Below are 15,337 nucleotides of genomic sequence, written 5' to 3' on the forward strand. Positions count from 1 at the left end.
GCCCCTGATTTTATTGAGACGATAGGAATTTGTGGTCCCGTGTCCCAAGCCGGGGCCAAAGGAGAGACTAACATGAAGTCCAACGGTAAGAGCTGGGCCCTGTGGGGCGCCGGCATGGGTGTTGCTGCGGCTGTTGCAGGCGCAGCCTTCTATCTGGAGCTGCCGCGCGGCGCTCAGGCAACCGAGGCGGCGAGCCAGGCGGCACCGCCGGCTATCCCCGTTACGGTTGCTGCCGTCGAGCCGCGCGACGTCACATCCTGGCAGGAATTCTCCGGCCGGCTCGAAGCCATTGACCGCGTCGAGATCCGGCCGCGCGTGGCTGGGGCGATCCAGTCCGTGCATTTCCGCGAGGGCGCCTTGGTCAAGCAGGGTGACCTGCTTGTCACGATCGATCCCGCACCTTATGAGGCGGCCGTCGCCCAGGCTCAGGCGCAGGTCGGCGCGGCGAAAGCCACTCTCAACCTGACGAAAGTCGAGGTCGACCGTGGCCAGAAGCTCTTCGACAACAAGACGATCTCGCAGAGCGATATGGACACGCGCGCCAGCAACTATGCTGCGGCGGAAGCCAATCTGAAGGCCGCGCAAGCAACCTTGCAGACAGCGCAGCTCAATCTCGACTACACGCAGGTCCGCGCCCCGATCGCTGGCCGCGTCGGCAAGATCGCCGTCACCGTCGGCAACCTCGTTGCAGCCGGCGCGTCCTCTTCAGTACTGACGACGCTCGTTTCGGTCGACCCGATCTATGCGAGCTTCAGTGCCAACGAACAGACCGTGACCCAGGCGCTGTCCGAACTGCCGGCTACCGGCGGCATCGTTCCGCCAGTCGAGCAGATCCCGGTTCAGATCGGTACGGCAAGCGACAACGGCACGCCGATCAAGGGCAAGTTGCAGTTGATCGACAACGAGGTCGATGCGGCGAGCGGCACCGTCAGCGTTCGAGCCGTCTTCGACAATCCGGGCGGCCGTCTCATCCCCGGCCAGTTCGTGCGGGTTCGCATGGGCCAACCGAAGGCCGAGAACAAGATCGTCATCGACGACCGTGCAGTCGGCACCGACCAGGATAAGAAGTTCGTCTTCGTCGTGGATGGCGAGAACAAGGTCAATTACCGGCAGGTCCAGCTCGGATCGGTGGTCGACGGTCAGCGAGTGATCGAGAACGGCCTGAAAGCCGGCGAAAAGATCGTCGTCAACGGGCTGCAGCGCATCCGTCCCGGTGCGGTCGTCGCGCCGCAGTTGGCAGAGAAGGTCGCGACCGCTCAGTAAGACTTCGCCTTCTGCCCGTGGGCAGAAGGCCGACATTCCAAAATCACATGATCCGCCGGCGGCTCTCAAATCGTCGGACGGGAATTTTGCATCCGTTCTTACCCCAGAGGGGGCTTTGATATGAACATCTCCAGATTCTTTGTCGACCGTCCGGTCTTTGCCGGTGTTCTTTCGGTCCTCATCGTGGTCGCCGGCCTGATCGGCCTCAGAGCGCTGCCGATCTCCGAATATCCAGAGGTCGTGCCCCCGTCGATTGTCGTGCGTGCCACCTATCCCGGTGCTAACCCGACCGTCATCGCCGAAACGGTGGCGACGCCGCTTGAAGAGCAGATCAACGGCGTCGAGGGCATGCTCTACATGTCCAGCCAAGCGACATCGGACGGCGTTCTTAATGTGACCGTCACCTTCAAGCTCGGCACCGATCCGGACAAGGCGCAGCAGCTCGTGCAGAATCGCGTTTCGCAGGCCGAGCCGCGCCTACCCACGGAAGTCCGTGCTCTCGGCATCACGACCGTCAAGAGCTCGCCCGACTTCATCATGGTCGTCAACCTCGTCTCGGACGGGGCCGACCACGACATCACCTATCTGCGAAATTATGCGACCCTGAACATCAAGGATCGGCTCGCCCGGATCGAGGGCGTCGGGCAGGTGCAGGTCTTCGGCGCCGGCGATTATTCCATGCGCGTGTGGATCGATCCGCAGAAGGCGGCCGAGCATAATCTTGCCGCCGGCGACATCAGCAATGCGATCAGCTCCCAGAACGTCCAGGCTGCGGCCGGCATCATCGGTGCCTCACCCAGCCGGCCGGGCGTGGATCTGCAGCTCAACGTCAATGCCCAGGGCCGCCTGCGCACGCCCGAGGAGTTCGGCAACATCATCGTCAAGACGGGCGCCAATGGCGAGATCACCCGCCTTCGCGACGTCGCTCGCGTCGAGCTGGGTGCGGAAGACTATACGCTGCGTTCGCTGCTCGACGGCAAGCCGGCGGTCGCCGTCGCGGTTCTCCAGGCGCCCGGTTCGAACGCGATCGAGATCGCGAACAACGTGCGCTCGACCATGGACGTGCTGCAGCAGGCCATGCCGGCGGGCGTCAAGTATGAGATCGTCTACGACACGACGAAATTCGTCCGCGCCTCGATCGAGAAGGTTATCGACACGCTGCTCGAAGCCATCGCGCTCGTTGTCCTGGTGGTCATTCTGTTCCTGCAGACATGGCGCGCCTCGATCATCCCGCTGATCGCCGTTCCGGTGTCGATCATCGGCACCTTTGCCGTGATGTATGTCTTCGGCTTCTCGATCAACGCGCTCAGCCTCTTCGGCCTGGTGCTGGCGATCGGTATCGTCGTGGACGACGCGATCGTGGTGGTGGAGAACGTCGAACGCAATATCGAGGCCGGGCTCAATCCGCGAGACGCCACCTACAAGGCCATGAAGGAAGTCTCCGGTCCGATCATCGCGATCGCGCTGGTCCTCGTCGCGGTTTTCGTGCCGCTCGCCTTCATCTCCGGCCTCTCCGGCCAGTTCTACCGCCAGTTCGCGCTGACGATCGCCATCTCGACCGTCATCTCGGCCTTCAACTCGCTCACCCTGTCTCCTGCGCTGGCATCCCTGCTCCTGAAGGGCCACCATGCGCCGAAGGATCGGTTGACGCGGATCATGGACGCGGTCTTCGGCTGGTTCTTCCGCGGCTTCAACCGGGCGTTCGGAGCCGGTTCGAAATATTACGGCAAGGGCGTCGGCCGCCTGGTGTCGCGCAAGAGCATCGTCATGGTGGTCTATCTCGCGCTGGTGGGCGCGACCTATAGCCTGTTTACAACGGTTCCAGGCGGTTTCGTGCCGTCGCAGGATAAGCAGTATCTGATCGGCTTTGCACAGTTGCCGGATGCCGCAAGCCTTGACCGTACGGAAAGCGTGATTAAGCGCATGACGGATATCGCGTTGAAGCAGCCTGGCGTTGCCAATGCGATCGCCTTCCCGGGTCTGTCGATCAACGGCTTCACCAATTCCTCGAATGCGGGCATCGTTTTCGTAACGCTGAAGGACTTCGACGAGCGCAAGACGCCGGACCTTTCGGGCGGGGCGATCGCCATGGCACTGAATCACAAGTTCGGCGCCATCCAGGATGCCTTCATCGCCATGTTCCCGCCGCCGCCGGTGAACGGCCTCGGTACGACAGGCGGCTTCAAGCTGCAGATCGAAGATCGCGCCGGCCTCGGCAACCAGGTGCTCGATCAGGCGGCCAAGGCAGTGATCGCCAAAGCCTACCAGACACCGGAACTCACCGGCATTTTCTCGAGCTTCCAGATCAACGTGCCGCAGCTCTTTGCTGATCTCGACCGCGCCAAGGCCGAGCAGCTCGGGGTCTCCGTCACCGACGTCTTCCAGGCACTGCAGATTTATCTCGGTTCGCTCTATGTGAACGACTTCAACGCCTTCGGCCGCACCTACAGCGTCCGTGTGCAGGCCGATGCCAAGTTCCGCGCACAGCCGGAAGATATCGGCCAGTTGAAGGTTCGTTCGGCATCGGGTCAGATGATTCCGCTTTCAGCCCTGCTGAAGGTGGATGCCACGACCGGTCCGGAACGCACGAACCGCTATAACGGCTTCCTGGCAGCCGACATCAATGGTGGTCCGGCGCCCGGTTTCTCGTCGGGCCAGGCACAGGCGGCGATCGAGAAGATCCTGCACGAGACGCTGCCGCCCGGCATCGACTTCGAATGGACTGATTTGACCTACCAGCAGATCCTGGCGGGCAATTCCAGCGTCGTCGTCTTCCCGCTGGCGCTGCTCCTGGTCTTCCTCGTATTGGCTGCCCAATATGAGAGCCTGACCTTGCCGCTCGCCATCATCATGATCGTGCCGATGGGCGTCTTGGCGGCGCTGACCGGCGTCTGGCTCACGGGTGGAGACAACAATATCTTCACCCAGATCGGCCTGGTGGTGCTGGTCGGCCTGTCGGCAAAGAACGCCATCCTGATCGTGGAATTCGCCCGCGAGCTGGAATTCGAGGGCCGCACGCCGGTCCAGGCCGCGATCGAAGCCAGTCGCCTGCGCCTGCGCCCGATCCTGATGACCTCCATGGCCTTCATCATGGGTGTCGTGCCGCTGGTCACCTCGACCGGTGCCGGTGCCGAAATGCGCGCTGCCATGGGTGTCGCGGTGTTTGCCGGCATGATCGGCGTGACCTTCTTCGGCATCTTCATGACGCCCGTGTTCTACGTGCTGACCCGTCGACTGACGGGCAACCGTCCGCTGAAGCAGCATCCGCACAATGACAACGAGCATTCGGCGGAGGTACTCCCGATCGCCGCCGAATAGGGGCCGTGCCGAACCGACCTCCAGTCCTCGACAGGCCAGGGGCGGGACCTTAAGGTCCCGCCTTTTCTTATCTACCGGCCTATTGCGAATTCAGTGCCGAAGAATTTTCGGTCGGGCCACCGATTTTCTTTGCATGCTGGCACCATAGGTTTATCAAGCTCTTGGATGATTTGATTGACGTACATCGGGCATGAGGAGCGGCCCGTCGGCGCAAAAACCCAAAGGGCGATAGCATATAGCCTCGGGGCTCGTGCGCCGCATTCGGAGGATAGTCTATGAGCGGCAGGAAGATCGCTTTTCTCGGCACGGGATTGATGGGGGCGCCGATGGCGCGGCGTCTGCTGGCGGCCGGGTTTGCCGTGACCGTCTGGAATCGCGATCGCAGCAAGGCGGAACCTCTGGCTGCCGACGGTGCAACCGTCGCAGATACGGCGGTGGAGGCGGCGCGAGGCGCCGCGGTGCTTTTCACAATGCTGACGAATGGCGGAGCTGTCGGCGAAGTCCTGTTCGGCAGCGGCGTGGCCGATGTGCTGGAGGCTGGCGCGATCGTTATCGACAACAGCTCGATATCGCCGGCCGTTGCCCGCGAACATGCCTTCAAACTCGCCGAGCGCGGTATCCGACACATCGATGCGCCGGTCTCCGGTGGCGTGGTCGGGGCGGCCGCCGGAACGCTCGCGATCATGGCTGGTGGCGATGCCGGCGTCATCGACAGCGTGCGCGATATCATGGCGCCTCTCGGGCGCGTAACCCGTGTCGGTCCGAGCGGGACAGGCCAGCTCGCAAAACTCGGCAATCAGCAGATCGTTGCCGTGACCATCGGGGCCGTCGCGGAAGCGATGCTACTGGTCGAGGCCGGCGGCGGTTCGCGCGAGGCGTTTCGTGACGCTATTCGCGGTGGGTTCGCCGAAAGCCGGATTCTGGAGCTGCATGGCCAGCGCATGATCGAGCGCAACTTCGAGCCTGGCGGCACCGCCCGCAACCAGCTGAAGGACCTCGATACGGTGCTGGCGGCGGCGCAGAACCTGTCGCTTCATCTGCCGCTGACCGAAGCCGTTCGAGCGGAGTTTGCCGAATTCGTCGAAAACGGCGGTGGCGAGCAGGATCACAGCGGCCTGCTGCAGCATCTGGAAGACAAGAATGCCCGAGGAAAGGCTTGAGGAAGAGATGAGCGATAAGGGTGCATCCAAGCGTCGTCTGCGTTCGCAGGACTGGTTCGACAATCCGGATCGTATCGATATGACGGCGCTCTATCTCGAGCGCTTCATGAATTACGGCATCACGCCGGAGGAATTGCGGTCCGGCAAGCCGATCATCGGCATTGCCCAGAGCGGCAGCGATCTGACGCCCTGCAACCGCCATCACCTCGATCTTGCCAAGCGCGTGCGCGACGGGATTCGCGATGCCGGCGGTATTCCGATCGAATTTCCGACCCATCCGATCTTCGAGAACTGCAAGCGGCCGACGGCTGCGCTCGACCGCAATCTCGCCTATCTCGGCCTTGTCGAAGTGCTCTATGGCTATCCGCTCGATGGCGTCGTGCTGACGACCGGCTGCGACAAGACCACGCCATCGGCATTGATGGCGGCCTCGACAGTCAATATTCCGGCGATCGTTCTCTCCGGCGGTCCGATGCTCGATGGCTGGCATGAGGGTGAACTTGCCGGCTCCGGCACGGTGATCTGGCGTTCGCGCCGCAAACTGGCGGCAGGCGAGATCAACGAGGAGGAATTCATGGAAGCCTCGCTCGCCTCGGCGCCCTCGATCGGCCATTGCAACACCATGGGGACTGCCTCGACCATGAACGCCATGGCGGAAGCGCTTGGCATGTCGCTGACCGGCTGTGCCGCCATTCCCGGCGCCTATCGCGAGCGCGGCCAGATGGCCTATCGCACAGGCCGGCGGGCGGTCGAGCTGGTGCTGGAGGATATCAAGCCTTCGGACGTGCTGACGCGTGAGGCTTTCCTCAATGCCATAAGGGTCAATTCCGCCATCGGCGGCTCGACCAATGCGCAGCCGCATCTCGCCGCTATGGCCAAGCATGCCGGCGTCGAGCTTTACCCCGACGACTGGCAAGTACACGGCTTCGACATTCCGCTGCTCGCCAATGTCCAGCCGGCGGGCGCCTATCTCGGCGAGCGCTTCCATCGCGCCGGCGGTGTTCCGGCCATCATGTGGGAGCTGCTGCAGGCCGGCAAGCTGGATGGTAGCTGTCCGACGGTGACAGGCAGGACGATGGCGGAGAATTTGAAGGGCCGGGAGGCGACGGATCGCGAGGTCATCCGTCCCTTCGGCGAGCCGCTGAAGGAGCGCGCCGGCTTCCTGGTGCTCAAAGGCAATCTGTTCGATTTCGCCATCATGAAGATTAGCGTCGTCTCAGAGGAGTTCCGCAGCCGCTATTTGCAGGAGCCGGGCCACGAAGGCGTGTTCGAGGGCAGGGCAGTCGTTTTCGACGGCTCCGAGGATTATCACAAGCGCATCAACGATCCCGCTCTCGGCATCGACGAAAAGACCATTCTCGTCATTCGCGGCGCCGGGCCGATCGGCTGGCCGGGATCGGCCGAAGTTGTCAACATGCAGCCGCCAGATCATCTTCTAAAAAGGGGCATCAAGAGCTTGCCGACGATCGGCGACGGGCGTCAATCTGGCACGGCCGACAGCCCCTCCATTTTGAATGCCTCGCCGGAAAGTGCGGCCGGTGGCGGGCTTGCCTGGCTCAGGACCGGCGATATCATCCGCATCGATTTCAATCAGGGGCGCTGCGACATGCTGGTGGACGAGGCGGAGATTGCGCGTCGTAAAGGCGATGGCATTCCGGTGGTACCGCCGGATGCGACGCCGTGGCAGCGCATCTATCGTCGTTCGGTCACGCAGCTTTCCGACGGAGCCGTGCTGGATGGCGCCGCCGATTTTCGCGACATCGCTGCCAATCCGCCGCGGCATAACCATTGACAGGCGCCGGCCGCTGGCAAGGATTGCAGTGCTGCTGTTAATTTGGGTAGCTTGCGCAGCCATTAAAGTTCGCGAAAGGGAGTAGTGCAACTATAATTGGCTGCGGTTAGTTAGTCTCTTCAGTTTCCGAACGGGGTGGTGCTCTTTGGCAGAGACGACATCAGGACGAAGCGAAGAAGAGTTCCAGGACCTTTTAAGGAGGCTGGAGCTGGCGCTCGAGGCGTCTCAAATCGGTGTCTGGCAGCATAATGTCAACGAGCAGGAACTGCTCTGGGACTCGCAGATGCACAAGCTCTACGGGACCGGACTTCACGAGCATAGGGTTTCCTCCGACGTCTGGATGAACGCGCTGCATCCGGAGGATATCGAAGGGGCCGTCCACGACTTCGATGTCGCGCTGGCCAGGAAGGGTTTCTATAATTCTCAGTTCCGCATCATCCTGCCCGGAGGCGAGGTGCGTCATCTGCGCTCGCGCGCGCATTATTATGAGGATGCCGAAGGGGCGCCTTCTTTCATCGGCGCGGAATGGGACGTCACCGCCGACGTCCTGCTCAATCGCGAGCTGAGCGGTCAAAAAGCTATCGCCGAAGCGCGTGCCGTTGCATTGGAGCACAGCCGGGCGCGAATAGAACATGCCGCCGATCACGATTATCTCACGGGCCTTCCGAACCGCCGGTATTTCGACCGGCGTCTGGCCGAATTGCGCAACGATGCGTCTATCGGCACTCTTGCAATCCTCCATATCGATCTCGATGGATTCAAGGAGATCAACGACAAATGGGGCCATGCGGCCGGTGATGCCACATTGCAAAGCGCCGCCGCCCGCATTTCCGGAGCGATAACTGCCAACGACATTGTTGCCCGCATCGGCGGTGACGAGTTCGTGGCCGTGCTGGTCAATATCGCCAGTGTCGAAAGGCTTCAGGCGATCGCCGGCGATATTCTATCGCGATTGCGCCGCGAAGTGCGTTTCGGCAACGAGATGCTGAAGATCGGCGCGTCCATCGGCGTGGCGATGGGCCAGACGAGTGGCGCAGGCAATCTTCTGGCAGAATCCGATGTCGCCCTTTTTCAAGCCAAGAAACTCGGCCGCAACCGGGTGGAGTTCTTCACGCCACAGCTCCAGTCCGATCTGCATGCAGAACGCCGCCTGGCCGATGAGTTGCGATTGGCGCCGGTGCTGCGGCAGATCGAGCCCTTCTATCAGATTCAAGTGGATGCGCAGAGCCGCCGCATCGTCGGATTGGAGGCGCTGGCACGCTGGCGGCATCCGGGAAGGGGATTGCTAAGCCCCGTAGCCTTCCTCAAGGTCGCCGATGAATATGGATTTACCGCGGAGATCGATGCGGCCGTGCTGAAGCGCGCACTGGCGGATCGGGCAGCCTGGGTTTCGCAGGGTCTTTCACCGCCGCGCATCGCTGTCAATATCTCCGGTCGCCGGCTTGCCGATCCCGACCTGATCGACGGATTGAGGGCGCTCAGAATACCGCGCCACGCCATCGCCTTCGAGCTGGTGGAGACCATTTTCCTGGATGAACCCGACGAGGCGGTGCTTGCCAATATCGCCGGCATCAAGGAGATGGGAATCGATATCGAGATCGACGATTTCGGTTCCGGTCATGCCTCGCTGATTGGCCTCGTCAAACTCAAACCGAAGCGGCTGAAGATAGATCGGCAATTGGTGACTGCGGTTACGGTGTCCGAGGAGCAGCGTCGTCTTGTCGGCTCTATCATCGAAATCGCACGCACATTGAATGTCGAGGTGGTCGCCGAAGGGGTCGAGACCGAGGATCACGCGCTCGTTCTGGCCGAGGTCGGCTGCGATGAACTTCAGGGCTATGCTATCGGCTATCCTTCTTCCGAAAGCGAGACTGCAGCATTGCTGAAATCGGCCGAGGCGTCGAGCTCGGGGCGGTCTTCAGTCAGCGTTGCCGCACATGCTACTGAAGCTGCAGGGCGAGGATCAGACCATAGCTGATGGCGCCCAGCGTCAACAGCGATAGTGTCGCTGCCGCGATCACGCGGCCGCCGGCATGGGCGACGGAGCGGATGCTAACCGACAGGCCGAGCGCTGCCATGGCGATGACGGTCAGAATACCCGAAACAGTTTCCATCGGTGTCACCAGCATATCCGGGATCAGCCCGAAGGAGCGTAGCGTCATCAATCCCAGGAAGCCGCAGATGAACCAGGGGACCAGAGAATGGTGATGGCCGCTGCTTTCATCGCTGCCTGAGGCTTCAGCCTTGGTGAGGATGCCGAGCAGGAAGATAACCGGGCCGAGCATCAGGACACGGACGAGCTTGACGAGCGTGCCGGTCTGTACAGCGAGCAGGCCGACGGGCGCGGTCGCCGCCAAGACCTGCGGCACGGCATAAACCGTCAGTCCAGCAAGTGTCCCGTATTGCGGTACGCTCATGCCGAAGTGGAAATAGAAAAGCGGCAGCAGGAACACGGCGACAATGCCGAGGACGGCGGTGAAGGCAAGCGCTGCGGCAATCTCCTGCGAGTCGGCCTCGATCACGGGCGCTACGGCCACGATCGCCGAATTGCCGCAGATCGAGTTGCCGCAGGCGATCAAGGTTGCGAGCTTCGGCGGCAGGCCGAGCGCCCGACCGATGAGATAGGTGGCGGCGATCGACAGCACGACGACAATGGCGATCCCGGCGATCAGCCAGACGCCGGCGCCGCGGATCGCCGAAAGGCTGATGGACGCGCCGAGAAGGACGATGGCGATTTCCAGAAGGAACTTGGCGCTGAAATCGACGCCCGGCTTCATGGCCGGCTTCAGCGGCTTGATCGTGCAGACGGCGATGCCGAAGGCGATAGCAAGCACCAGGCTTTCGATCCACCGTCCGCCGAGGAGGCCTACTTCAACATGATCCGCAGCATAGGCCACAAGGGCTACAGCCGAGGTGAGGGCCAAGCCGGGAAGGATCTCGTTTGCGCGTTGAGCGATGGACATGGGTGCCGTCATTCGTGTCTTGTGATTTGGTGACGGCTGGAAAGTCTCATCTGTCGATGTCGACATCCATCGAATATTATCCTATGTTTTATTCGATAAATTAGAATGATTTCCCATGACCTTCGAACAGCTCGCCATTTTCGTCGCCGTCGCGGAGCGAGAGCATCTGACCAATGCCGCCGAAGCGATCCATCTGACGCCATCCGCCGTCAGCTCCGCGATCAAGAACCTTGAGGCCTATTACGGAGTGGAGCTGTTTCATCGCGTCGGCCGTCGGATCGAGCTGACGGAGACGGGACGATCCTTCCTCGGAGAAGCCAAGGCGACGCTCGCACGCGTACGTTCGGCGGAACTGATGCTGTCCGAACTCGGCGGATTGCAGCGCGGTAGGCTCAGTCTCTGCGCAAGCCAGACCATCGCCAGCTATTGGCTACCGCCCTTGCTGATGCGGTTTCGCCGCGATTATCCCGGTATCGAGCTGGATCTGACGATAGGCAATACCCGTACCGTCACCGAAGCGGTTATCGATGGTGCGGCCGAGCTCGGTTTCATCGAGGGGGAAGTGGATGCGCCGGCGCTGTCGATGAAGATCGTCGCACAGGATGCGCTTGTGATCGTCGTGCCGCCACACCATCCCTGGGCGGATGGACGGCAACGGACCACCGCCGACCTTATCAGCGGCACGTCCTGGGTGATGCGCGAGGAGGGCTCGGGCACGCGTTCGGAATTCGAGAACGCGATTGCCAGGCTTGGTGCAAACCCGCGAGATCTCGATGTGGCGCTCGTCCTTCCTTCGAATGAGGCCGTACTGTCGGCGGTTTGTGCCGGGGAAAGCGCCGCGGCTGTTTCCAGTGCTGCGGCTAAGGCCTACCTCGGGCAGGGTTTGCTGGTTCAAGCAACCTTCGATCTGCCCGTCCGCAGCTTCCGGCTGCTGCGCCATAAGGAGCGTCATGCCAGCAAGGCAGCCCAGGCGCTGGAGGCGATGTGCCGGGGTTGACGGTGACGAATCTGTATATTCGACTCGACTAATAAGAGAGTTGAATGCTAGCGTGATGCTCGGTAACCGATAGGCGCACTCGGCCGGCGTCAGGATCCGAGGATGTATCGATGGCAACCTATACCTGGACAGGCAATATCTCCAAAGATGTGTGGATTGATCCTGGGAACTGGTCTCCCAATGGGGTTCCCGGCGATGGAGATTCCGTTATCATCGCCAATGGTGATACAATCGGCCCCCATTGGGGAAATCACCCTGATCTCGCCGGTGTTTTTGTTTCGCCCACTAGTACGCTCTCCGCGTATGGCGGTGTTCATCCGTCCTGGTTCAAGATAGATGGGCCGATTGCCGGCGGCGGGACCCTCTACATTGGCCCCTCGTCTGAAATAGAAGCAGGTAGTGGCGTTACTTCTGCCGTCGGTACGGTGATTGTTGACGGCTTCTATCAATGGGGAGGGTCTGGCTCTTCTCAATTGGTCCAATTGAATCCTGGCGCGCACTTTAATTTTTCCACGCAATTTGACGGGACTGTCGATACGCTCAACAATTACGCGGCAACCATTACATATAACGGTCCAGGAGCGGTCTCGAATATCTCGGTCGATGGTCAGACAGCGACCTTCGTCACGACCGCTGGCAACTATACGCTCAACTTCGCTGGTGACCTTGACCCCTCCAGGTTCATACTGGACGCGGCTACAGGAACGATCGTCGTTTGCTTTGTCACGGGGACTCTCATCCGCACGACACGGGGAGATATTCCGGTCGAGGATTTGCGGATTGGCGATGTTGCTATTACGGCATCATCGCAACTTCGCCCCATCCGCTGGATCGGAAGCACGGAGCTCGATTGCGCCAGTGCCAATGATCCTCGGGCATGCTGGCCGGTTCGTATTGCCGCGGGGGCTCTAGGGCCCAATAAGCCTTCGCATGACCTCATCGTCTCTCCGGCTCATGGAATTTGCGTCACTGTCGTAACCGATGTTCTGATGCCTGCTTCAGTGCTCGTGAATGGAGCAACGATCGACCATGTCGAATGCGCAAAAGTCACATACTGGCATGTCGAACTGGATGAGCATGACATTCTCGTGACGAACGGATTGCCGACTGAAAGCTACGTCGATCATGGCAATCGAAGCTTCTTTTCTCAAACGATGGGCGCTTCGATCCAGCTGGTGAACGATCACGAACAAAGATGCCTGACCTATGTCTCAGATGGACCGCTGATCGAGGCTGTGCGAATGCAAATCCATGCACGCGCTCTGGATATGGGCTGGACCTTGAGTGACGATCCTTTCGCCGACATACATCTCATTGCCGACGGGCAACGCATTGATCCCATGATCGACGAGGGCAGGGCAGAGTTCCGCGTCCGGTCGTCAGTATCGGAACTATGGCTTGCCTCGGAATGGGGGGCGCCAAATCTCGTCAGTTCTTCAGGCGATGGCCGCCGGCTCGGCGTCTGCTTTTCGAGATTGGTCATTGAGGATGGCGTAGCGGAGCCCAGGCATATTTTCGCTGACGACAATAGGCTGAATGATGGTTTCCATTATGTCGAGGATGGCCGTCGGCGCTGGACTGCCGGCCGCGCGCACCTGCCTTCTTCGTTATGGGAAGGTTACGGTGGGATTCTTCGGCTAACTTTCGAATTTGCAGGTCCGGCGGTGCCGCATTGGATCCCACCACAGTCTTCCGAAGAACCTGCAATCGAGCGAGACCAAGAGCAAGCTGCCTGATCGTTCATGCTAGGATCGATTAGGAGGCTCCTCCTCTTGCCTGACTGAAGCCTTATCGATGCAGTCGCGTCAGGATTACCTCAGAAAACTGATGCATCTCAGTTCAACGTCGCTCATCCCGTTGCCGGTTGGCGATGACGAGTTCGATCTCGTTGCGCTCCAGCATGGCGCGAATGTCTGCCGGTGGCTGTTCGTCCGTAACCAGAACGTTGAAGTTTTCCGGTTCACTCAGAACGATCGGCGCGCTGCGCCCGAACTTGGCGCTGTCGGCAACGACGATGCGGTTTTCGGCGCGGCTAGCTGCCTCCCGCGAATATTCCGCTTCTTCCAGATCGTGCAGCATGAAGCCCGAGGCGGCGTTGATGGCGCCGACCGAAAGGATCGCGTGGCGTACATTGAAGCGGCGCAGGAAATTGGCGGCCTCCATGCCGAAGGCGCCGCCATCATGGCCGCGCAGCTCGCCGCCGGCGAAGAAGACGCGATTGCCGTTGCGGGTCGCGAGCGCATGGGCGACAGCGACCGCATTGGTGACGACGAAGAGGTTCTGATGCTTCTGCAGCGCGACGGCGATGAAGGCGGTGGTCGAGCCGACATCGAGGAAGAGCGCATCGCCATCCTCGATCATCGCGGCGACCGAGGCGGCTATCATCCGCTTGGCTTCGGCATTCTCGTTCATGCGCAGATGCAGCGGCGGCTCGATCATCGAGTCCTTGATATGGACCCCGCCATGCACCTTGGTCACAAGGCCGTTGGCCTCCAGGCTGCGGATGTTGCGGCGGATGGTTTCCTCTGAAACGCCGAGCCGTTCGGCCAGAAACTGGATGCGGCTTGCGCCGCCTGCCAGACGCAGCTCTTCCAGTATTTCGCGCTCGCGATGATTGGAGTGAAGCGGTGGCTGGGATATGCCCGACATGGTTCCTGATCCTGTTATGGGTATTGATCCCAAACTTGCGTGGCTTTCGACTGGCCGGTTCCGTTGCCGCCGGAGGCGTTAATGCACGCAACCTCAATCTGGTTGCTTCGCGCCTGAGTTTTTAAGACAAATCTCACCTACGGTGAAGCGCAGTCTTTGGGATATCCATAGCTCATCCGATTGGAGATGGCGCCTCAATTCCACAAAAAGCCAAATATTCGTTTCATTTTGTGGGGAAGTTCTTGACAGCTTTACGTTTGTGAGGAACTTTTCAGATCGGAAAGATGCTCAGCAGCAGGACCGGAGGGGGAATGACTGCGACGGCGGAAGACAGGATACATTCTCTCAGCATCTGGCGCGGGCCGATCGACATCGAACCGCTGGTGGGCGGCATTACCAATCGCAACTATCTGGTTGGCGATAATGGTCGCCGCTTCGTCGTGCGGCTTGGATCGGACATTCCGGTTCATCACATCAGCCGCACCAACGAGGTGGCCGCAAGCAGGGCGGCCCATGCAGCCGGTCTTTCACCTGCTGTGATCCATCATGAGCCCGGCATACTGGTGCTGGACTATATCGACGCAAGCCCGCTATCGGCCGATGATATAAGAAAGCCGGCCATGATGAGCCGGGTCGTGCCGCTCGTCCGGTCCTGCCATCGGGACGTCGCCAGGCATTTTCGCGGACCGGCGGCCATCTTCTGGGTCTTTCACGTGGTCAGGGACTATGCGGCTCTCCTGGAGGCTGGCGGCAGTCGCCACAAGCCGAGGCTGCGTTCCTTTCTTGAGATCGCGGAGCGGCTCGAGCGTGAAGCCGGTCCTTTCGAAATCGCCTTCGGACACAACGATCTGCTGGCGGCGAATTTCCTCGATGATGGCAAGCGGCTCTGGCTGATCGATTGGGATTATGCCGGCTTCAACACGCCGCTTTTCGATCTGGGTGGCCTTGCCTCCAACAATGAATTCTCCGAGACGCAGGAAGAGGCGATGCTGGAGGCCTATTTCGATGCTTCTGTCAGCGATGATCTGCGCCGGCGCTATCAGGCGATGAAATGCGCCTCACTCCTGCGCGAGACGATGTGGAGCATGGTTTCGGAAATCCATTCCGACATCGAATTCGATTATTCTTCCTATACAGCTGAAAACCTGCGGCGGTTCGAGAGCGCCTGGCAGGATTTTTGCAATTCTTGAGGTGA

Annotated in this window: 10 protein-coding genes; 8 read left to right on the forward strand and 2 right to left on the reverse strand. The window is 60.7% G+C overall.

Going from position 1 to position 15,337, the window contains the following annotated elements; all coding sequences use genetic code 11:
* Positions 1-72 precede the first annotated feature (72 nt).
* From FBZ99_RS06850 to FBZ99_RS06870, 5 genes are all read left to right on the forward strand, one after another.
* Entirely contained in the window at positions 73-1,263 is a 1,191-nt protein-coding gene (locus FBZ99_RS06850; protein WP_113330283.1) for an efflux RND transporter periplasmic adaptor subunit, read from the forward strand.
* Between the two features lie 120 nt (positions 1,264-1,383).
* Entirely contained in the window at positions 1,384-4,581 is a 3,198-nt protein-coding gene (locus tag FBZ99_RS06855) for an efflux RND transporter permease subunit (protein ID WP_113330282.1), read from the forward strand.
* Positions 4,582-4,856: 275 nt separating this feature from the next.
* Positions 4,857-5,741, forward strand: a complete 885-nt coding sequence (locus FBZ99_RS06860; protein WP_145632108.1) for an NAD(P)-dependent oxidoreductase — start codon at positions 4,857-4,859, stop codon at positions 5,739-5,741.
* A 7-nt stretch (positions 5,742-5,748) separates the two neighbouring features.
* A complete protein-coding gene (locus FBZ99_RS06865; RefSeq protein ID WP_145632794.1) occupies positions 5,749-7,533 on the forward strand; it encodes an IlvD/Edd family dehydratase in 1,785 nt (594 codons plus the stop codon).
* A 145-nt stretch (positions 7,534-7,678) separates the two neighbouring features.
* Entirely contained in the window at positions 7,679-9,511 is a 1,833-nt protein-coding gene (locus tag FBZ99_RS06870; RefSeq protein WP_145632110.1) for a bifunctional diguanylate cyclase/phosphodiesterase, read from the forward strand.
* Here the strand turns inward: FBZ99_RS06870 and FBZ99_RS06875 are convergent.
* Positions 9,474-10,496: a YeiH family protein gene (locus tag FBZ99_RS06875; RefSeq protein ID WP_145632112.1), complete on the reverse strand. Its 1,023-nt coding sequence runs from the start codon at positions 10,494-10,496 to the stop codon at positions 9,474-9,476. The genes FBZ99_RS06870 and FBZ99_RS06875 overlap by 38 nt on opposite strands.
* A 115-nt stretch (positions 10,497-10,611) precedes the next feature.
* On the opposite strand from FBZ99_RS06875, the gene FBZ99_RS06880 reads away from it, so the two are divergent.
* On the forward strand, positions 10,612-11,493 hold the full coding sequence (locus FBZ99_RS06880; RefSeq protein ID WP_145632115.1) for a LysR family transcriptional regulator: 882 nt from the start codon (positions 10,612-10,614) through the stop codon (positions 11,491-11,493).
* A 110-nt stretch (positions 11,494-11,603) separates the two neighbouring features.
* Positions 11,604-13,229, forward strand: a complete 1,626-nt coding sequence (locus FBZ99_RS06885; RefSeq protein ID WP_145632117.1) for a Hint domain-containing protein — start codon at positions 11,604-11,606, stop codon at positions 13,227-13,229.
* Positions 13,230-13,332: 103 nt separating this feature from the next.
* Here FBZ99_RS06885 and FBZ99_RS06890 read toward each other — a convergent pair whose 3' ends face one another.
* On the reverse strand, positions 13,333-14,142 hold the full coding sequence (locus FBZ99_RS06890; RefSeq protein WP_145316257.1) for a DeoR/GlpR family DNA-binding transcription regulator: 810 nt from the start codon (positions 14,140-14,142) through the stop codon (positions 13,333-13,335).
* 311 nt (positions 14,143-14,453) lie between these two features.
* On the opposite strand from FBZ99_RS06890, the gene FBZ99_RS06895 reads away from it, so the two are divergent.
* Positions 14,454-15,332, forward strand: coding sequence for a phosphotransferase (locus FBZ99_RS06895; protein WP_145632119.1), 879 nt, complete (start codon positions 14,454-14,456; stop codon positions 15,330-15,332).
* Positions 15,333-15,337 lie beyond the last annotated feature (5 nt).

The sequence above is a fragment of the Rhizobium sp. ERR 1071 genome (genome assembly GCF_007828675.1).
GTDB lineage: Bacteria > Pseudomonadota > Alphaproteobacteria > Rhizobiales > Rhizobiaceae > Rhizobium > Rhizobium dioscoreae.